17 protein-coding genes are annotated in these 19,608 nt (G+C 56.8%); 2 read left to right on the top strand and 15 right to left on the bottom strand.

Features of this window, described 5'->3' with window-relative positions:
- Positions 1-216 precede the first annotated feature (216 nt).
- Positions 217-1,113 carry an NAD(P)-dependent oxidoreductase gene (locus U9R25_16675; GenBank protein ID MEA3337535.1) on the top strand — a complete coding sequence of 299 codons (897 nt, stop codon included), beginning with the start codon at positions 217-219 and terminating at the stop codon, positions 1,111-1,113.
- Positions 1,114-1,138: 25 nt separating this feature from the next.
- Positions 1,139-4,096, top strand: coding sequence for a C25 family cysteine peptidase (locus tag U9R25_16670; protein ID MEA3337534.1), 2,958 nt, complete (start codon positions 1,139-1,141; stop codon positions 4,094-4,096).
- A 47-nt stretch (positions 4,097-4,143) separates the two neighbouring features.
- Here the strand turns inward: U9R25_16670 and U9R25_16665 are convergent, their stop codons facing one another.
- The 15 genes from U9R25_16665 to U9R25_16595 form a co-directional block, all read right to left on the bottom strand.
- Positions 4,144-4,629 carry a peptidylprolyl isomerase gene (locus U9R25_16665; protein MEA3337533.1) on the bottom strand — a complete coding sequence of 162 codons (486 nt, stop codon included), beginning with the start codon at positions 4,627-4,629 and terminating at the stop codon, positions 4,144-4,146.
- 77 nt (positions 4,630-4,706) lie between these two features.
- Complete coding sequence (locus U9R25_16660) at positions 4,707-5,393, bottom strand: glycosyltransferase family 2 protein (protein ID MEA3337532.1); 687 nt, start codon at positions 5,391-5,393, stop codon at positions 4,707-4,709.
- Positions 5,394-6,524: a DNA methyltransferase gene (locus U9R25_16655; protein ID MEA3337531.1), complete on the bottom strand. Its 1,131-nt coding sequence runs from the start codon at positions 6,522-6,524 to the stop codon at positions 5,394-5,396.
- Positions 6,525-6,841: 317 nt separating this feature from the next.
- The gene (locus U9R25_16650; GenBank protein ID MEA3337530.1) at positions 6,842-7,768 is read right to left on the bottom strand and encodes a glycosidase; all 927 of its coding nucleotides are present in this window, start codon (positions 7,766-7,768) and stop codon (positions 6,842-6,844) included.
- Between the two features lie 9 nt (positions 7,769-7,777).
- The gene (locus tag U9R25_16645; GenBank protein MEA3337529.1) at positions 7,778-8,497 is read right to left on the bottom strand and encodes an ATP-binding protein; all 720 of its coding nucleotides are present in this window, start codon (positions 8,495-8,497) and stop codon (positions 7,778-7,780) included.
- Between the two features lie 21 nt (positions 8,498-8,518).
- Complete coding sequence (locus U9R25_16640) at positions 8,519-9,184, bottom strand: class II aldolase/adducin family protein (protein MEA3337528.1); 666 nt, start codon at positions 9,182-9,184, stop codon at positions 8,519-8,521.
- 28 nt (positions 9,185-9,212) lie between these two features.
- Entirely contained in the window at positions 9,213-10,982 is a 1,770-nt protein-coding gene (locus tag U9R25_16635; GenBank protein MEA3337527.1) for an AI-2E family transporter, read from the bottom strand.
- Between the two features lie 223 nt (positions 10,983-11,205).
- Positions 11,206-11,877, bottom strand: a complete 672-nt coding sequence (gene lepB / locus U9R25_16630; protein ID MEA3337526.1) for a signal peptidase I — start codon at positions 11,875-11,877, stop codon at positions 11,206-11,208.
- Positions 11,878-12,074: 197 nt separating this feature from the next.
- Entirely contained in the window at positions 12,075-14,291 is a 2,217-nt protein-coding gene (locus U9R25_16625) for a polyribonucleotide nucleotidyltransferase (GenBank protein MEA3337525.1), read from the bottom strand.
- 411 nt (positions 14,292-14,702) lie between these two features.
- On the bottom strand, positions 14,703-14,972 hold the full coding sequence (rpsO, locus tag U9R25_16620; protein MEA3337524.1) for a 30S ribosomal protein S15: 270 nt from the start codon (positions 14,970-14,972) through the stop codon (positions 14,703-14,705).
- 140 nt (positions 14,973-15,112) lie between these two features.
- Positions 15,113-17,947: a GAF domain-containing protein gene (locus U9R25_16615; GenBank protein ID MEA3337523.1), complete on the bottom strand. Its 2,835-nt coding sequence runs from the start codon at positions 17,945-17,947 to the stop codon at positions 15,113-15,115.
- Positions 17,948-18,043: 96 nt separating this feature from the next.
- Complete coding sequence (locus U9R25_16610) at positions 18,044-18,472, bottom strand: ATP-binding protein (protein MEA3337522.1); 429 nt, start codon at positions 18,470-18,472, stop codon at positions 18,044-18,046.
- Between the two features lie 145 nt (positions 18,473-18,617).
- Positions 18,618-18,962: an STAS domain-containing protein gene (locus U9R25_16605; GenBank protein ID MEA3337521.1), complete on the bottom strand. Its 345-nt coding sequence runs from the start codon at positions 18,960-18,962 to the stop codon at positions 18,618-18,620.
- Between the two features lie 34 nt (positions 18,963-18,996).
- On the bottom strand, positions 18,997-19,422 hold the full coding sequence (locus U9R25_16600) for an STAS domain-containing protein (protein ID MEA3337520.1): 426 nt from the start codon (positions 19,420-19,422) through the stop codon (positions 18,997-18,999).
- On the bottom strand, positions 19,403-19,608 hold a 206-nt coding region (locus tag U9R25_16595), incomplete at its 5' end, for a hypothetical protein (protein ID MEA3337519.1). The genes U9R25_16595 and U9R25_16600, both read right to left, overlap by 20 nt.

The raw sequence follows: 19,608 nt of genomic DNA, 5'->3' as shown, positions 1-19,608 counted from the left end.
TGATCGATCCAAACAAGATCAGCGAAAATCTGCGCCGGAGGTCTGCGTAAATCAGCAGTGAAAAGAATAAAAACACAACCGCAGATGACGCTGATAAACGCAGATGGACGCAGATCAATCCAAGAAAGATCAGAAAAGATCGGCGATAGTCTGCGCCGGAGGTCTGCGTAAATCTGTGGTCCTCCGGTTTGTCCAGGTTAGGAGAGAAACACAGCTATGAAAGAACGAATCGGCTTCGTCGGCCTGGGCATTATGGGCCGCGGCATGGCGGCAAACATTCTCAAGGCCGGGTTCCCACTAACAGTCTGGAATCGCACTGTGGCCCGCACGAAAACCCTTGCTGATTCCGGCGCAGTTGTCGCAGACAGTCCTGCCGATGTGGCTGCCCGTAGCGATATCATCATCACCTGTGTCAGCGACACCCCCGATGTGCAGCAAGTCATCCTGGGCGAGCAGGGGATTATTCACGGCGTGCAGCCAGACAGCCTGGTCATCGACATGAGCACTATCAGCCCGGCCGTAACCCGGGACATTGCAGCTGCCCTGGTTGAAAAATCAGCCCAGATGCTCGACGCGCCTATCAGCGGCGGCAGTGAAGGCGCCGCCAATGGCACCCTGAGCATCATGGTCGGGGGAGATAAAAAGTCCGTTGCCAGGGCAATGCCGGTGCTGCAGGCCATGGGCCAACGGATCACCCATGTGGGCCCCAATGGCGCCGGTCAAACGGTCAAGCTGGTCAACCAGGTGATCGTAGTGGGCAATTGCCTCGCCATGTCCGAAGGTTTGATGCTGGCCCAGGCTGGTGGCGTAGACCTCAACAGAGCCCTGGAGGCGGTAGAGGCAGGTGCAGCAGGCAGTTGGATGCTTAGCAATCGCGGCCCCCAGATACTGGAACGGGACTGGCGCCCCGGCTTCACCGTGGCTCTGCAACAGAAAGATCTACGATTGGTGCTGGAAGCAGCTGACCAGAACGGCGCTCCCCTGCTCGGCACCGGTTTGATCTTTCAGCTTTACCGAACGCTGGAAGCGCGGGGCCTGGGCGGTGACGGAAACCACGCCCTGATCAAGGCGCTGGAAGCGCTGGCAGGCTATGAAGTGGCGGGCAACGCCTGATCACCCCGGTACCGGAGACCTATTTATGAAAAAAGCTAAACCATGGCCGCGGACTAAAGAAGTCCTCGTGCTGCTGCTTGTCGGCACGCTACTCACCCAACCGATCGCTGCCCTGGCGGCCCCGCCGCCTGAGCGTCTCTTCGAACGACAGATTCTAACGACCGCCTACGAAATCACCGGCCAGGGTATCCACGTGCCCGGTTATGAACAGAACACTTTGCCTGGTGCCCCCCAACTGCCGGTAACGACCCTTTTGGTGGAGCTCCCCGCAGGCACCGGGTTTGACGTGAGTTTCGAGTCCAGGACCATGGAGTTGATCGACAAGACCATATCACTGCCGGCCGTGCCTGTGCCTGACTTCTCCCCCGAGTTCGCGACAGCCCAGGCTCTCGGTGCATGGCCGGACTATTGGCCAGAGATCGATCGCCCAGATCCGGAAATCTACCAGAAGGACGCATTCTATCCGGCACAACTGGTGACCTGGGAAGCGCCCCAGCGGCTACGAGGCAAATGGCTGTTACCCATAATCGTATACCCCTTCCAGTACAACCCGCGAAGCGGGCAGCTCCGCTACCATCCAGACATCCTGGTAACAGTCGATATGAACGACGACGCCACCGAGTCGCCCACCCCCCGCCAGGCCATCCGGTCCACCAGAAATCCCATGATGCTGGCTGGCGACGGCGCCCTGCGAATCCGTACCGGTGAGCGGGGGCTGTACCGGCTGACCTATGCAGAGCTGAATGCCGGCGGCGTGCCGGTTTCAACTGTCGATCCCCGGACCTTCCATGTCTTCCATGAAGGAGAGGAGATCGACATCCAGGTAACTGGCGAAGAAGATGGCAACTTCAACCCGGGTGATTTGGTTCTGTTTTACGCCGAGCCCTACACAGGTCGGTGGCAAAACCATGACGTTTACCAGTTCACCTACGGTGGGGCGGCATCTGGCGCCCGGATTGGCGAGAGGGCAGTGGTACCTGACCCCAATGCACCGGTGATAACGACGATTTCCAGGACCGAACATGTGGAATTTGACCGCCATTACGGCGGATTTTCTCCGCGTCCCATAGAAGAAGACCACTGGTTCGATGAACAGCGGGGGGTAAACACCAGCACGCAAACGATCAGCTGGACCTACCCGTTGGAGCTCTTCGACCCTCTGACCGATGGCACAGCCGAACTGCGAGCGGTGATCCATTCGGTAGTCCCGCGGCCCCAGAACCCGGACCATTATGCCGGTCTTTGGTTGAATGCTACCCATGTCGGGGACTATTTCTGGGATGCTACCACCCAGCCGGAGATAGCCATCGAGGAAACGTTGCCGGTCGGTTGGCTGAACAATCCGAGCAACCAGATCATCATCGAGGCAGATCGCAACCAGCTTCCCGACCCGGTGAGCTATTATCTTTGGCCCGATTGGGTCGAAGTCACATATCCTTCTGAAGCGAATGCTCAGAACGATCGATTGTATATCGAGAGCCTGGCGGAAGGCGCCAATGAGGTGCAGGTCAACGATTTCAGCACCGACGAGGTCGCAGTGTACGACGTTCGCGATACGAAACACCCTGTAAGACTGGAAACGACAGCCACGCACTGGACCGGCAGCAGCTATCAGCTCAGCTTCTGGGATGAGGCCCAACCGGACCCTGCCTACATGCTCAGCGCAATGGACGCCGATACCCTCTTAGCCCCGTTGGCCATTGAGATGAACGAGCTGTCGAACTGGATGTCGCCCGATCATAGCTACGACTACATCGCCGTCATCGGTTCATCACGAACACGAATCGGACTGAGAAACACGATCGGCGACGAGTTGAGCAGCGCCGTGCAGCCCCTGCTGGACCATCGCGCAGCGGAGGGTTTTCGAGTAGCAAAGGTCGACGTGCAGGATATCTACGATGAGTTGAGCTTTGGCAGGGCCAATCCTCAGGCAATCCGGGATTTCCTGACCTACGCCTATTGGAACTGGAACCAGAACGAGGATCCGGTAGGCTACCTGCTTCTGGTGGGAGATACTACGCTCGATCTGCGCTACGCGACCGATCCTGCCCTCCACAACCTGATCCCACCCTATCTGGCCCATGTTGATCCGTTGCTCGGGGAAGCACCCGCCGACAGCCGTTTTGTGAGCGTGGATGGGCCTGATGACTACATGCCCGATATGGCAATTGGACGCATTCCTGCCAATTCAGCCAGCGAGGTAAACAATGCCGTCACCAAGATTTTGGCCAACGAGAATGCCGGTCGATTGCCCGATGATGACTGGCAAAGCAGGGTTTGGTTTGGCGCGGGAAGGTGCAACGACCACGCCGGGAACTTTCAGGCTGTCAGCAACATGCTCAGGGCGGACTGGTTGCCAGGTTATTATCACGACCAACAGGTCTACTTCGGGGACCCCTCTATCTGTCCCCAAAGCGATGCCAACACGTGGGACGATTTCAACAGCCTGGTCTGGAATGCATTCGATCAAGGCGCGCTCTATTTCCAGTGGTACGGCCATGGCAACACCTTTCGCTGGGGCGGCGGTGCCTTATTCGGCCTGCCGGAGATCGATGGCCTGCAGCCCAATACCAACTGGCCCATGACCGCCCATTTCGCCTGTACGACAGGCTATTTTGTCCATACCTATACGGGTACCCAGAGCCTGGGAGAGTCTTTCCTGGTCCGGCATTCCGATCGGGGATCGGTCGCCGATTTTTCCGGGGCCGGGATACACACCTTCAGTGCCATGAGGCTTTTCAACCAGGGCGTGATTCAGTCGTTCCTGGAGGATCGCATCGAACGGATAGGTGACGCGGTCAATGCCTCAGAGCTATTCTACTTTCAGCACACGTTAGCCTATCACGATGTGATCGATACCATGACTCTTTTTGGTGACCCAGCCAGTAAGCTGCAATACCCTCACCCACGGTCCAACAGCACCTGGTTGCCCCTTGTGCAATCCATGTTATCGTACAACCAACAGGCTCTCAACCAACGCTGAGAGCCTGCCGGGGAAAGCGAAAAGAATGGCGCAAACTGCCCAATCGTTTATGATTCGGTAACGGTCACCGTGGTCATGGAATCACCCTGGCGGATGTCGTTGACAACGTCCATGCCATTGGTCACCTTGCCGAAGACAGTGTGTCGCCCGTCAAGATGGGGCTGGGGGGAGTGGGTGATAAAAAACTGGCTGCCGTTGGTATCGGGTCCGGCATTGGCCATCGACAGATAACCCGTTCCATGCTTCATCGGATTGCCGATGAGCTCGTCCTCAAATCGATAGCCCGGTCCTCCTCGCCCGGTGCCTGTCGGATCGCCACCCTGGATGACGAAGTTGGGGATCACCCTGTGAAATTTCACTCCGTCGTAAAAACCTTCCTGAACCAGAAAAACGAAGTTGTTGACCGTTTTTGGGGCGTCTTCAGGAAAGAGTTCGATCTCGATCAGGCCCTTGGTGGTCTCCATAGTGACTGCATAGTTCTTTTCCGGATCGATCACCATCTCGGGTGGTTGATTCCATTGTTGCTCGCTCATAGTTACCTCCTGGAATTGATTCGGCTGCGTTTCAATTGGTTTGACGATTATGGGCGGAGGGCGGGGAGACCCTGCCCCTACGGTTTCATCTTTTTTCTCGTCTGGCGAACCATGCGAACCCAGCTCGCCGCATGGTCCATCGGATTAATGTGACTCGTCTCACCGGCGTAGATAGTACTGATAGGTACCCACTCCAACTGATACCCTTGCCTTACACAGGTAACGATCATCTCGACTTCGAACTCAAACCCTTGTTCCTGACTGCCCAGCACCGCTTCCATCATGCGCCGGTTGAGAAGGCGATAGCCAGACTGATTATCGCGAACCTGCTGTCCCAGTGCCCAGGAGAAACTCCAGCGGCCAACCATATTGGACATGCGCCGGATCGCAGGCATCTGCTCAAAGTTCCTGGCACCGATGATCAGGTCCGGATGGCTTTTTTCGCAGGCATCGAGAAACAGAGGGATCTCTGCGGGGTCATGCTGGCCATCAGCATCAAGGGTAACAACTGCCTGATAATCGCGGTCGAGTGCCCACTGCATGCCCGCCCGCAGCGCCGCACCCTTGCCCTGGTTGGGAACCTGTTGAAGTACCGTCGCACCCGCCTGCTCAGCGATCTGAGCAGTGGCATCCCTGGAGCCATCGTCCACCACCAGTACCGGCAGATGCTGGCTGGCTTCCACAACCACCGGGCCAACCCTCTCAGCCTCGTTGTAGGCAGGTATCAATGCCAGCGCCGGACGACAATTGGGAGATTGACTCACCTACTCACCTCGTTCCTTCCGCACCATCTCGCGCAACACGTCGATGGGAAGCAGCGCCTCGTGCCTATCCCGGAAATACCAGTGGTCCCAGCCATTGCAGGGCTTTCCAGCCATCAGGTGCCTGCCCGCCTGATGAATCGAACCCTCAAACCCATCTGCTTCCACCCGCAACTTGCCATCAGGTTTCACATGGGCAACCACCTGGCGGTCCCGACGAAAGAAGAGCTTTTGACCAGGCCGCAGGTATCCCTGCTCCAGCAGACTGGGGAAGGGCACCCGAGCCAGCGCCCTGCGCCTGTCACCGACATCGAAGGTTGCAGCGTCCAACAGCTCAGGCTTGATCGCGTCGATGCGCTGGCGCGCCATGTCGATGTAGTGCTCTTCGCGCTCAATACCGATCCAACGACGATGCAACTTCCTGGCAACAGCGCCGGTGGTGCCGCTTCCAAAGAATGGATCAAGGACGACATCGCCCGGCTTGCTGGCGGAGAGTATGACCCGGAAGAGCAGCGCCTCCGGCTTTTGGGTCGAGTGAGCCTTCTGCCCGTCGATTTTCAGACGTTCAGAACCGGAGCAGATGGGCAGGTGCCAATCGCTGCGCATCTGTTTGCCACCGTTCAGTGCTTTCATCGCGTGATGATTGAAGGTGTAGCGAGCACCCTGAAACCTGGTGGCCCAGATCAAGGTCTCGTGGGCGTTGGTGAAACGCACGCCGCGGAAATTGGGCATGGGGTTTGTCTTGACCCATAAAATGTCATTCAAGAACCAAAAACCCATATCCTGCATGATCGCGCCCACCCTGAAAATGTTGTGATAGGACCCAATGACCCAAATCGTTCCGGTGTCCTTGAGAACCCGTCGAGCGGCCTGAAGCCATGCGAGAGAAAAATCGTCATACGCCTGCATACTGGCGAACTGGTCCCAGTCATCCTCAACGCCATTGACCCTGGTCATGTTGGGTCGCCACAGTTCATTTCGCAGTTGGAGATTGTAAGGGGGATCGGCAAAGATCAGATCAACCGACTGGGGGGGCAGCGTATCGAGGATTTCGACGCAGTCGCCATGCAGGATCTTGCCGGTGGGCAGCAAATCACTGGCTGTAGCCGGGCCTTTGGATCGTTTTTCGCCCATCAACTGGTAGCCCTCATGCGGTGGTGAATACGCCAAGAGCTGTATTCAGCTGATCGACGATCCTCGTTGCGTTCCAGAAACTCAATGGCCACAAAAGTGTCCCTCTCCTCAACCAGTGTCTTAACCTGTTCAATCATCCTCTCAATCCCTATCTGCCTATTAACCCCCAATGCATCGACTCATGGTATGCGGGTGGAACGGTCCGCAATCAATTGCTCTTGGTGTCGCTCGTCCTGCCACGCATCGAAGTATACAGCAAGTCCTCCCAACGAAACAATATGCCGGCTTACGGTCATCAATTTGACAGATTTCATTCTCTAACCGTTCAGCGCAAAGTCAAGCAATTCATCCAGCTGGCAGGTAGCCAGGCCGATGACATGGTCGCCGCCGCCATAATAGACGTAGATGGTGCCATCCACCACAGGATTGGCGTTGGAAAAGACCACGTTGGGTACATCACCTTTCAGCTCCCAAAGCTCCTCGGGCCAGAATATGGCCCTTTGGGGACGGCGGATCACCCGGGTCGGATCGTCAAGATCGACCAGGCATACACCAAACTTATAGATCCGATCCTCGTTGTAGCCATGGTTAACCAGCAACCAGCCCTCTTCGGTCTCGATAGGCACACCGTTGCTGCCCACACTCTCGTGGTCCCAGGCATCGGGATTCTCCTCGCGCGGGCCGTAGATCATGGCCATATCTTCCTCGCGCCAGGTCATCAAATCATTGGAATAGGCAATCCAGACATTGGGCCAACGACGATGTAGCGCGGCGAAGCGCCCATTGATTCTGCGGGGAAAGAGCACATGATCCTTGTTATTCTCACCCCGCACGATGGGGCCCATCCGCTGCCAGGTGATCAGATTTTCACTGCGGGCGATCATGGGAAGGATGCCGCCACCCAGATGGGTCGGTTCGCCCTCTCCGGAGAACTCACGCCCATAGGCCGTGTAGCACATATAGAAGGTACCGTGCAATTCAGTCACACGGGGATCCTCGACCCCGCGGGAATCGCTGGCATCCCGAGGTACCAGCACCGGATCCCGCAGGCGATTCCAGTTAATACCATCCTGGCTCACCGCATAACCGATGCGACTGGACCAATCCAGGCCCTGGGCACGGTAATGCATGTGAAAAAGCCCGTTGTGGTGAATCACAGAAGGGTTGAAAACGTTGTAGCACTGCCATCCGCAGTTCGAATCGGGCACCATGATAGGGGCGTCAGAATAACGTTGCAGTTTCATCGTCACACCTCAGTCGCGATATTTCAGACCCGCCCGCAGGAGATTTCCCCTGGCATCCGGAGATAGTTTTTTCGCCTGGCGCAGTATATCTTTGGCAACCTGGCGGCGACTCTGATCGCTTCTCGAACACTCGGGCGGGGGTGGCGGGAAGTCACACGCCCGGGCAAAGCGACGCAACTCGGTCTCAGGCACTTTGCATAGCGGGCGGATCAGCCGAAGCAATCCGTCGAAGTAGTTGGCAGCCGGCGCCATGGTTTCGACTCGCCCTCCCACAAACAGGTTTAGCACCGTAGTCTCTGCCAGGTCGTCGGCATGGTGGCCCAGTGCAACAACATTGCAGCCCAGGCGATGGGCAGCTTCAAAAAGAGTTCTCCGTCGGTTCCAGGTGCACCGCTGGCAGTTGAGGGGAAGGGACTCCTCTTCAGAAAGGTACAGTGGCTCGACCAGAAAGGGATAGCCCTCTGCTTCCAACCAATCGATCAGAGGCTGGCACACGGGAATCTGTGAACCGCGGGTATCCCCAACCACGTGAACGACAGCCAACTCATAGGACTCGGGCACCGATGTCCGGCGCCAATCCAGCAAACGCAACAGGCTCAGACTGTCCTTCCCTCCCGAAACCGCCACAGCCACCCGGTCGCCATCTTCAATCATGGTAAAGTCGCGAATGGCCTTGTTCACATCCTTTGACAACCAGTAAGCCAGCCGGCGTGGATCAGGATTGCTCATAACCAGGGCACGAGGGATTGCTCAGGACTCATCGCTCAAGCCGGGGCCGTCATGGTGATAGAGATCATCCAATTCCTCCAACCGTTTCAGGTCCGAAGCGGTCAGAACCAGGCTGGCGCCGGAAGCGGCATGGGACCAGAGCACGATGCGTGCCGCTTCGTCAAGCATCAGAGTCCGAGCCAACGCATCCTCCAGCGAAGGGGCGGCCAGAGTCATGCCATGGTTTCGCAGGATCACCGCATCGCTTCGGGTCATCGCCTCCCCAACCGCATCGGCCAATTCCTGGGTCGTAGGGGTGTAGTATCGTAACAGCGGCACTTCAGGGCCAAGTTCCCGGTAGAACTCAGGCGTGATCGCTTTCAATGACAATCCGGCACAACCCAGAGCGATACAGTTCGATGGGTGCCCATGGACCACAACTTTGATGTCGGGACGAGCACGGTAACAGGCAAGATGCATGGCCGACTCGAGGGAGGCCCGTTCCAGTTGCCAGGTATTCCTGTCATGGATATTCAGAGGCACAAAATCGGCGACGCTGAGTTGATCGAGCCGTGCACCCCGTGGCGAAATGTAGCAGAGCTCATCCCAGCGCAGGCTGAGATTGCCGGCCGTACCGCGGACCATCCGGTGGTCCATCAACTTTCGACCCATGGCAACCAGGTCGACAAGGTTCGAGTCGAGAGACATTAGAGCTATCCTAACGTTTAATCAAGCGTCACAACCACTCGGCCAGATCAGCGGTGGTTTCCAGAACGAGATCAGCCTGTTGAAAATCCTCCCGTTCACCAAAACCGCACAGAACACCAACCGCCAGAGTCCCTGCAGCCTTGGCTGAGCGGATATCAACCAAGGTATCCCCAACCATGACGACATCATCGGGGAACACGCCGAGTTGGTCCGCTGCCCACAGAATCGGCTGCGGATGGGGTTTTATCCGGTCGGTGGTATCGCAACCCACCACCACTTGCATTCGCCCATTCAGCCCATGAATATCCAGAAAAGAGCGAATCTCTTCTTCAGATCGCGTGCTGACGATGCCCAGTCGGTACCGCCCCCCTAATCGGTGCAACAGTTCCAGTGCGCCATCGACCGGCACGAGGTCAGGAATCGATTGGGCTTGAACCAGCCCCAGCCACCTTATGAGGTTTTGGGCCGAGTTGTCCAGGCCAAAACGATCCAGAATGGCAAGCCAGCGATTGTACTCCTCGCTGGCCCACATCAGCAGACGGCGAGCGACTCGCTGAGAATCCCCCTGTGGCAGAAACAGGCGGAACCGGGCGAGCCGGGTGGCTAAGTCGTCGACGGCATTATCGTCGGTCTCGACCAATGTACCGTCCAGGTCGAAGAGAACGGCGCTGATTGGATGTCCATGGATATATCCTCGCCAGTCGATGCCCATATTCTCAGGAATCTCCTGAGGCGGACCGAAGGGTTCCTGATCCAGGAGTTTATGGTAGATGTAGCTCAGGAGCACGCGCGCCGAGGCGATCACTGGCGCCGCCAGCAGGATTCCGAGAACGCCGGCCACCAGCGCGCCGGCCAGGGTACCCACGATCACTACGAGCGGATGCAATTGCACGCGCCGTCCCACAATGCGAGGCAACAAATATAGGCTCTCGATCTGGAAGAGAATGAAGTAGATTCCCGCTACCAGGACAACATACCAGAAGTTACTGAAGCCCAACAAGGTATTATCGCTACCGAGAGCCACCAGAACCGCCAGGATACCGGCCAACCAGGGACCGATGGTAGGAATGAACGTCAAGACTCCTGTAATGATACCGAGCGTCACCGGGTTGGGCATGCCAATGATCGTCATTGCCACAGCAGCAATGAACCCGATGACCATGCCCAGCACCAGCCGGCCTCGCAGAAACGCGTTCCAGATATCGTTCAGTTCTCGCCCCAGTTGATAGAAATCAGGGGCTATATCGGGTGGAATCCGCTGTCCGATGGCACTGCCGATAACATTCGCGTCCTTGACCAACAGGAAGGAAATCACCAGCACGTACAGAACCCAGCCCAGGGTCTGAAAAGCCCCGGCCAACACAGCCAGCGCGCCGCCAGCTACCGGAGATAGCAGTTCACCCAGGGTGCGGGTTATCTGGTCGAAGAGGGTCTGGGGTTCAATGCGAACGGACAGGATTTCGATCGGTTCAGCGAAGAGATGCTGCAGTCCCAACTCCACGCCTCGCAGGTCAATCTGAAGCGCCACAACTTGATCCACCAGGCGTGGACCAAGCAGCGCGGGCACTGCGACCAGCAAGACGATGGCTACCAAAAAAACGAGAACCGTCGCCAACGTGCGAGATATACCGCTTCTACGGATTAGCAGGTTGACGGGAAGATTGAGGAGATAGGCAACAAGCAACGCCGTGATCGTGGGGGCAATGAGCGCGTTGAAACGGTTGAGCAGCCACACGCCAGCCAGAAGCAGGCCGACGACCATAACACCCTTCGTGAAGGAACTCCAACGCACAGTCATAGCAATACGATCCACAATGTGTCGTCTCTGAACCGCCTGAAGTCTCGACAGCCTCCGTCAAACAGGCGTACACCAGAGATATGTCGTCCCTGATATCCTACCACAGGTTGCAGAAGAGGAGAAAAGGGTACAACTAAAACAGCGTGACAGGCAGGCAACCTGTCACGCTGCTATTCTTGTCTTTTTTCCGGTCATCACACGGTCCCGACCTGACTTTGACAGGTCAATCCAGTGACCCGACGACGTCAGGCGGCCAGTAAGCAAACCAGGCTCGCCCGATGATGTTATCCAGGTGCACCGGTCCAAACGACCGGCTATCGTTGCTGGCACGCCTGTTGTCTCCCATGACAAATGCATGCAACGGAGGTACGACGCGCGACGCCAGATTGCCGCGGGTCTCTTGATTCAGATAGGGTTCATCCAGGGGCTCACCGTTGATGAAAACGTCACCATCATGAATCGCCACCTCATCACCCGGCAACCCAATGACCCGCTTGATCAACAATTCTTCCCCCGGGCGAAGCCGGAGCACTACGATGTCACCCCGATCCGGTCCATGCAACCGGTAGGAGATCTTCTCTACGACAAGCCGCATGTCTGTATGGAGATTGGGCTCCATACTCTGCCCATACACCCGGGTCGCCTGCGCAAGAAAAACATGGATCAGCAGCGCGATGATGATGGCAGGCACCACAGTTTCAGCTATCTCCCGGACAAGGTATCCGGTTGTTCGCAACCTGCTGGGCCTACTCGCCCGGATCTTTTCGTCGGTGACGGGCTCTTCGGGCAACTCGTAGTTACCGCCGAAGGAATAGTCCTCCGATTCTTTGCTGGCAGCCTCAAATTCCTGGTTCAGGCCAACCGGCCCGGCATTACGTTCTCTGTCTTCGCTCATACCTGAAACACACTTTTTATTGCCACAACCTGTGATTTGATGCCTGTTGATCCGAGCCCAACCCAACTACCTCACCGGCTTCGATGCACGATCAAAGTGGTCACGTTGGGCTGCGGAATTCCTGGCCTTACGGCTGAATCAGGCAGTGATTACTCTTCAAAAGAAGCCCAGATGTCGGACCTCTTTCACTTGATGGTCTAACGACGGCGAGGGCGCCGATCTCCTTGCGAGCCCCTTCCGGAGTCTGAATAGCCGCCGCCGGAAGAGCGAGAGCGACCCCGGGAGCTACCCTTACGGTCGCGCTGGCGAGCTTCCTCGGCCGTCCAACCCTCAAGTACCGCCTGGCGACTCAGCTTGATCTTGCCGGAGGGATCGATGTCGATCACCATGACCATGACCTCATCACCTACCTTGACCACATCCTCAACGGACGGGGCACGGTAGTCGGCAAGCTGCGAGATGTGAACCATGCCATCAACGCCCGGCAAAATCTGCACAAAGGCGCCGTAATTCTCGGTTCGGACAACCGTGCCTGTGTAGACCCTTCCGATCTCTGCCTCTTCGGTCAGCGCCTCGATCTGGGTAATTGCTCCCTGGATCTTGGTGCCGTCAGGAGCGGCCACATAGACCAGACCGTCATCGTCGATGTCGATTTTGACCTCGTACTCTTCCTGAAGCGCCCGGATCATCTTGCCACCGGGTCCAATCACCTTGCCGATCTTCTCTGGATCGATCTTCAGGGTGATGATACGCGGTGCGTATGGCGACATCGTCTCGCGGGCTTCGGGCAGGGTTTCCAGCATCTTCCCCAGAATATACAGACGACCCAGACGAGCTTGCTCGAGGGCCTCTGCCATAACTTCCGTGGTCAGGCCAGCAATCTTGATGTCCATCTGCAGGGCAGTAATGCCATGCTCGGTGCCCGCCACCTTGAAGTCCATATCTCCCAGGTGGTCTTCCATACCCTGAATATCGGAAAGGATCGCATAGCGTCCGTTTTCCTGATCGCTGATCAGCCCCATGGCGATACCAGCAACCGGTGCCTGAATGGCCACACCGGCATCCATCAGGGCAAGGGTGCTGCCGCAGACCGAGGCCATGGAAGTGGAACCATTCGAACTGAGCGATTCGGACACAAGACGCAGTGTGTAGGGGAATTCTTCCCGCGGCGGGATCATTGGTAGCAAGGCCCGTTCTGCCAGGGCACCATGCCCAATCTCGCGGCGCTTGGGTCCACGCATGAACCAGGTCTCACCTGTTGAGTAGGGCGGGAAGTTATAGTGGTGAATATAGCGTTTGCTATCCTCAGGCGCCAGGGTGTCCAGGTCCTGGGCCTCCCGCGGCGTGCCAAGGGTGGCAACGGTCAACACCTGAGTCTCACCACGGGTAAACAGTCCGGTGCCGTGGGTTCGTGGCAGAATGCCTACAGCCGAGCTGATCGATCGGATCTCGTCGCTCTTGCGGCCGTCCGGTCGCAGCCCCTGGCTGAGAATCAATTCACGTACGCCCAACTTCACCAGACTATCAAATGCCTTGGCGATATCGGATGATTCGTAGGTCTCTCCCAGCGTTTCTTCCAGCTCGAGGCGAAGCTCGCCCAGCTTGGCCCCGCGTTCTTCCTTGAGATAGCCACCAGTCAATATCTCTTCCATCCGGCTACCAACCTGCGACCCAACAGTCTCGAACAGTTCGGTATTGCTCTCTGGAACCTCGAAGCTGAATTTGGCTTTGCCGATGTCATCCCGCATGCGATTTTGCATCTGGATGATGTCCTGCATGCCCTCGTGGGCGAAGCGCAGCGCCTCTACGATCAGTTCCTCGGGCACTTCGTCAGAACCCGACTCGACCATCAGAATGGCGTCTTCGGTGCCGGTGACGCGCAAGTCCATCGTGCTGTTTTTCATCTCGGAGGCGGTGGGGTTGAGAACCAGTTCGCCGTCGATATAGCCGACTCGAACCGCACCAACCGGGCCATTCCACGGGACATTGCTGATGGTCATCGCGCAGGAGGCTCCGTTGATAGCCAACACATCCAACAGGTTTTCCCCGTCGGAGCTCAAGGCGGTGATGATGACCTGCACTTCGTTGCGCATGCCCTTGGGGAAGAGAGGGCGCAACGATCTGTCGGTCAGGCGAGCTGTCAGAATCGCCCCTTCAGAAGGGCGTCCCTCTCGCCGGAAGAAGGACCCTGGAATGCGGCCAGCCGCATAGAGTTTTTCCTCAAAGTCAACGCTAAGGGGGAAGAAATCGATCCCTTCGCGGGGTTTTTTGGAGGCCGTCGCCGTTGCCAGCAGTACGGAATCTCCGGAGCTAATGGTTACTTCACCGCCAGCCAGCTGGGCCAAGGTGCCCGTTTCAACCACGATCTCGTGGTCGCCGATCCGGCTGGTGTATTGTATTTCTTGAATACTCATTTGTTAGTCTTTACCTCTTTGGTATGAATTTGATTGGAGGCCCGATGTTACCTAAGACCATCGAAACCATTTGATTTAGACCAAAAACATCCAACCCACTGTGCCAACCGGGCTGCATACGCGACAGGCCCGCGACAAATACGCTGTCGCGGGTGCCAGTTCGGTGGAGAGGTCAGGGACTGGGGAGTATTTCCGAGAGTTCCGAAGCAGAGCATCTTCGGAGTCACTGCTTGCCAAAAGCCTTGGCTTTTCAGCAAGCCTGAAAATCAGCTACACTCCCCAATACCTGAACCCCCTTCGATATCGAGCCGGCGTGGCAGGTGCGATTATGATTTGATCTGTCTGTCTTACCTTTACAAAACAGGTCGGGTAGCCAGGCTGCTTGCCCCTTCTACCCGACTTGTCGTCTCACTACTTCCGTAACCCGAGCCGTTCGATCAGCAGACGATAACGTTGCTGATCCTTGTGGCTAAGATAGGCCAGGTGGCGCCTCCGCTGTCCAACCAGCTTGAGCAATCCCCGGCGAGATGCCTCATCATGTTTGTGAGCCTTCAGGTGCTCAATGAGCTGATTAATGCGCAGCGTCAGCAGCGCAACCTGAACCTCAGGCGAACCGGTATCGCTAGGATGTACCTGGTATTCCTTCGTGATACTGTTTTTTTCTATCGTACTAAGTGGCACTATTTTCTCTCCTTAATCATTGGGACAAAAAAGGGCCAAGGCACCGCTGGAATACCAGGGCGTATACCCCAGCCAAGATGACGGCATTATAGCACAGATGGCTGCCGAACACAAGTTCCGCCCGATTTCACCTTCAAAGCTCAGTTCTCCAGGTGCTTTAGTACAGCAAGCGTGAGATCATCAGTATAAGGATGACCCCTGGCATGGGACCGCACAGCTGCTACCACTGCATCGACAATTTGCTGAGCAGACTCATGTCGATGACCAAACAACACACCCTCCAGACGGTCCTGTCCGAACTCGTCACCATCCGGATCCAGGGCATCGACGACACCATCGGTGTAGAGCACGAGAAGATCGCCCGGCGCCAGAGTCGCTGTCTCCTGGAGCGACTCCAGGCTCTCCAGAATCCCCAGTGGAAAGCCGGGCGGTCTCAGTTGACGCATGTCACCATCACTTGCCCGTACATGCAATGCCAGGCTGTGTCCGGCATTGGCATAGATGATCTGGTGCTTCTCCGGATCCAGAATCCCATACCACGTCGTCACAAACATGTCGGCATCGTTGTTGGCATGGACCAGGTGATTGGCCCGATCCAACATCTCTTTCGGCGACCGGTAGTTGTGAGCCGATATTCGCAGCAATGTGAGAGAGATCGCCATGAACAGGGCTGCCGGCACCCCTTTGTCGGCAACATCTGCCATGAGCAGACCAACCCGTCCATCCGAAAGTGGAATGAAGTCGAAGAAGTCTCCCCCTACTTCGTTGGCCGGCTGCCAGGTGTGTGCCAGTTCGTAACCCTGGATCACAGGTATCGCCTGCCGGAGGAAGCTGGCCTGGATGGATTGGGCCACCTGTAATTCCTGCCCCAATCGTATGCGCTCCTCTTCCTGTTTCTGAAGGTGGAAGTTTTCAAGAGACAGAGCCACCTGCTGGCTGATACCCGCGAGTATGTCCTGTCGATATTCGCTCATCTTGTGGCGAACCTCGATATCGTCCACCATGAGCGCGCCATACACCTGGTCCTGAACCAGTAACGGCAACACCATCAAGGTCTTGCTGCCCACCAGATCGTTCCATGCAGAGGGCACAAGCTCACTATCGGCCGGATCGTCAACACGCTGGAGGCGTCTTTCAGCGATCGCCATATCGAGAGCGGTGAAGTCGCCCGGTTTTAGCCGCCATTCCAGGACACTGGGCTGTGACACGCCCCGTCCTGAGTATGCATTGGCAATCCAGTATTCTTCCGCTTCAGGGTCCCACAATAGAACGGCACATCGGTCGATTCCCGAGAGCAGTGGCGTCAGCCGCACCACGTGATCCAGCATCTCCTCGACGGAGGATGCATTGCCAATGGCGCGGGAAATCTCCAGCAACGCCCACGATATCCACGCCTGCTCTTCCCGGGCCGAGGCCAGGCGCACGCTTTCGATGGCTGCTGCGGCCTGATTGGCAATGCCAGACAACATGGCAAGGCGTTTACCATGCAGGCGGATCGGCACCTCCTGACTATCGAGACTGACCATCAGGGCACCAATCTGTTGATTCTGGGCCAGCAAGGGCAGCAGGACCACTTTGTCACCCGGAAGCGCCTGGCGCAATTCCCGTGGCAATAGAAAGTCATCGTCGATCGAAAGCTCAAGGGATTGGCCCCTCTGCCGCAACAACACGAGAAATGGCTCGGTATCCTCCGATGTATCGAAGCGCAACGACTCACTGACCTCCTGCCAGGGTGTCTCGAAGCCATGAGCTGCAGCCAACACAGGCTCGTCCAACTCCTCGTTTTTAAGCCAGACGGCGCAGCTACTGACGCCTGTCAACATTGGCACGAGCCGTGTAACGCTGCCCAGAACATCATCCAGGGTCTCGACCTGGTTGGCGGCCTCTGCCACCTGGAGAAGCACGGTAGTAATCCAGGCCTCCTCCTGCTGGGCACGATACGACCAGGCCGCGTCCACAGCCACCGCCACCTGGTTGGCCAGAGCGTCAAATACAAACAAGTCGTCCTGCCCAAAGGCATCCAGCGCTGTACTCTGAACATCCAAAACACCGATTACCCTGTCCTCGATTTTGAGGGGAACTGCCAGTTCGGACTGGGTACCGGGCAGCAATCGCGGATCGTCGGCGATATAGCGAGGCTCCGTCGTCACATCATTGGACACAAGAGGTTGGCCCGTTTCGGCCACCCAGCCGATGATTCCCTCGCCAAACGGTTGGCTGCGCCCCTGCTCCAGCCACAGTTTATTGAGATTATGGCCGCTGCTTGCACGGAAAATCGCCCGATGGGATTCATCCTCTACCAGGAAGATTTGGACGTGATAGTAGCTAAACCGTTCACGAACCAACTCAACCACGGTGGTAAGCAGTTCGTCCAGGTCCAGCACGGCGGTTATGGTGCGGGCTACCTCCCCAATAGCTTCCAGTTGCTCGGCTCGGTTTTGGACGGTTTCAAACAGTCGCGCGTTGACTATGGCGCTGGCCGCCTGGTTGGCGATGATGCCCAGGATTTCCAGATCGTCATCGCTGTAAGCGTTGGGGTTGGGATGCTGAACCGACATGGTGCCAACCACTCGATCGCCGGCAACCAGTGGCACAAACATGGCTGAGCGAGGCGGTTTTTGCGCCTGATAGCTTGGCCGGGCAGGCAGGCCTTCCATTTCGGAATCGAAATCGCGAACGAGAAGCGCCTGCTGGCTGCTTCGCATCCACCCGATGATCCCCTCGTTTTCCGCCAAAGGAAAGGAAACAGGACTACGCCGCTGCCCTTCCTGCACCCATACCTTGATATCGAAATTCTCTTTCTCAAACAGACCGAGATGGAATCCCTGGACATCGACGACCCGGGCAACGTGCTCGTATACGAGCTCACAGAGTCCATCGATATCAAGCTGGGACCGAAGAATAGCCAGCCCCGCCTCAGTCAGCGCGGAGAGTTCGGCCAGATAAAGGTTCTGTTGATTCGGTTCTGGGTCCAAAGATATCGTGTTAGAAGATGTCGTCATAGTCAGCCTGAAAGGGCGGGCAGCAGCGTGCCAAAGAAGGCCCAGGTGTGGGGTTGACCGGTACGTGGCCTAAGTGCCTGGCCCCAATCTCTTGACCATGATGAGCGTATTTCCCTCAAGTTCATTGAACTCGAAACTGATTTCATCCATCAGGCTGCGTATGAAATGCAATCCAAGTCCCCCAACTTCCCGTTCCATCAGGTCGCTGCCCAGGTTTGGTTCCTTGACCAAGGCTGGATCAAAGGGCTCGCCTCGATCCCTGAAGATAAGAAAAAATCGATCTTCCTCACACCTGCACTGGATTCTAATCTTTCCATCGCCGGAACTTCCGTAGGCATGCTCCATGATATTGGTACATGCCTCATCTGCCGCCAGTTCGCATGCAAATGCATCGTCGTTCGACATGGCTGCAAGCCTACAGGCCTCGCGCACGAAATCGAGAACCCGAGGCAATTGATCCAGATCGCTACTGATGACCAGGTCCTCAGTTCGCGCCATTGATTGACTCCCGCAATAATTCCATAAAACAAAGGACCGCCACCCAGTATCCGGAGCCCTCCTTTTGGCCTCCACGTCGCTGGACTGGCGGTCTGTCCGGGCAACAACGCCCTACGGTCTCTTAGGCCAACCACACCGTTGGCGTTTACCAGTCGCCGACCGCTTCTGGTACCGTGTCGTAAACCTGAAACAGGGGCAGCAGTCCGGCCAGATCGAAGACATCCCTGATGCGAGGGGACATGCCGGCAAGATGAATATTGCCCCGGTTCCAGCGCTTGACAGATTTTAACGTCGAGATCAGCACCCGCAGAAAACCACTGCTGATATAGGCTACATCGGTCAAATCAATAACAAAGCGATAGCGCCCTGCGTCGGTGATTTCCTTTAGCTCGGCCTCTACAGCAGGGGCTTTGCTGCCGTCGATGCGGCCATGCAGCGTCAGCAGATCGCAGCGCTTCAGTTGGGCATGTTCAACAACCGTATCTGACATGAGTTCATTTTCCTTGCGTCAAGAAGAGAAAGGTTCATTCGCCAGGTCGCTCATCCTCGGAAGAATCAGGCTGTCTGTCAACCGGCTTGTCCTCCGGGGCAGAATCCGGGTCAAGGCATTCGATCTGCCGCAAAGCCTGTTGACGATTGTCGTAAAGATTAAAAACCGGCTGAAGACCAGCTAAATCCAGGGTATCAACAACCCGATCGCTGGGTGATGCCAGATAAAGGTCGCCACCTGTTTGCTCACTCCGCAGCCGCCGCGCCACACTAATCAACACCCGCAGGCCGGCGCTGCTGACATAGGGAACATCCGACAGATCAACCACGATGCAGGCAACCCCCTGGTCTTCGATTAAGGACCGGAGGGCGGTTTCAAGCTCATGAGCTCCCCGCCGGTCCAGTGAACCATGGGCCTCTACCACGGTACAGAGATCATGGTCAATAATAGTTACGCTCATACAACGCTCCGAGTATACCATAGCCCAATGCAAAGGACAAGCGTTTTTTGTGCAGCGCAGGCGTCGAGGTAGCCTGAAGATCTGGCCCCCGACCGAGGACCGCCGCTTCCGTCCTCTGGCTGCAGTCTGCCGTCGGAAGACCGCCGACCACCCGACCAAGGACCGCCGCTTCCGTCCTCTGGCTGC

Source organism: Chloroflexota bacterium, assembly GCA_034717495.1.
Taxonomy (GTDB): domain Bacteria; phylum Chloroflexota; class Anaerolineae; order JAAEKA01; family JAAEKA01; genus JAYELL01.
Note: the sequence above shows the minus strand (reverse complement) of the source record. Positions and strands in the feature narration are given on the sequence as shown.

Coding starts and splice junctions, on each gene's coding strand:
- lepB (MEA3337526.1), bottom strand. CDS start 11,877: ATGAGCGAAGACAGAGAACGTAATGCCGGGCCGGTTGGCCTGAACCAG.
- U9R25_16655 (MEA3337531.1), bottom strand. CDS start 6,524: ATGGGCGAAAAACGATCCAAAGGCCCGGCTACAGCCAGTGATTTGCTG.
- U9R25_16600 (MEA3337520.1), bottom strand. CDS start 19,422: ATGAGCGTAACTATTATTGACCATGATCTCTGTACCGTGGTAGAGGCC.
- U9R25_16665 (MEA3337533.1), bottom strand. CDS start 4,629: ATGAGCGAGCAACAATGGAATCAACCACCCGAGATGGTGATCGATCCG.
- U9R25_16635 (MEA3337527.1), bottom strand. CDS start 10,982: ATGACTGTGCGTTGGAGTTCCTTCACGAAGGGTGTTATGGTCGTCGGC.
- U9R25_16625 (MEA3337525.1), bottom strand. CDS start 14,291: ATGAGTATTCAAGAAATACAATACACCAGCCGGATCGGCGACCACGAG.
- U9R25_16670 (MEA3337534.1), top strand. CDS start 1,139: ATGAAAAAAGCTAAACCATGGCCGCGGACTAAAGAAGTCCTCGTGCTG.
- U9R25_16610 (MEA3337522.1), bottom strand. CDS start 18,472: ATGGCGCGAACTGAGGACCTGGTCATCAGTAGCGATCTGGATCAATTG.
- U9R25_16645 (MEA3337529.1), bottom strand. CDS start 8,497: ATGAGCAATCCTGATCCACGCCGGCTGGCTTACTGGTTGTCAAAGGAT.
- U9R25_16640 (MEA3337528.1), bottom strand. CDS start 9,184: ATGTCTCTCGACTCGAACCTTGTCGACCTGGTTGCCATGGGTCGAAAG.
- U9R25_16650 (MEA3337530.1), bottom strand. CDS start 7,768: ATGAAACTGCAACGTTATTCTGACGCCCCTATCATGGTGCCCGATTCG.
- U9R25_16675 (MEA3337535.1), top strand. CDS start 217: ATGAAAGAACGAATCGGCTTCGTCGGCCTGGGCATTATGGGCCGCGGC.
- U9R25_16605 (MEA3337521.1), bottom strand. CDS start 18,962: ATGTCAGATACGGTTGTTGAACATGCCCAACTGAAGCGCTGCGATCTG.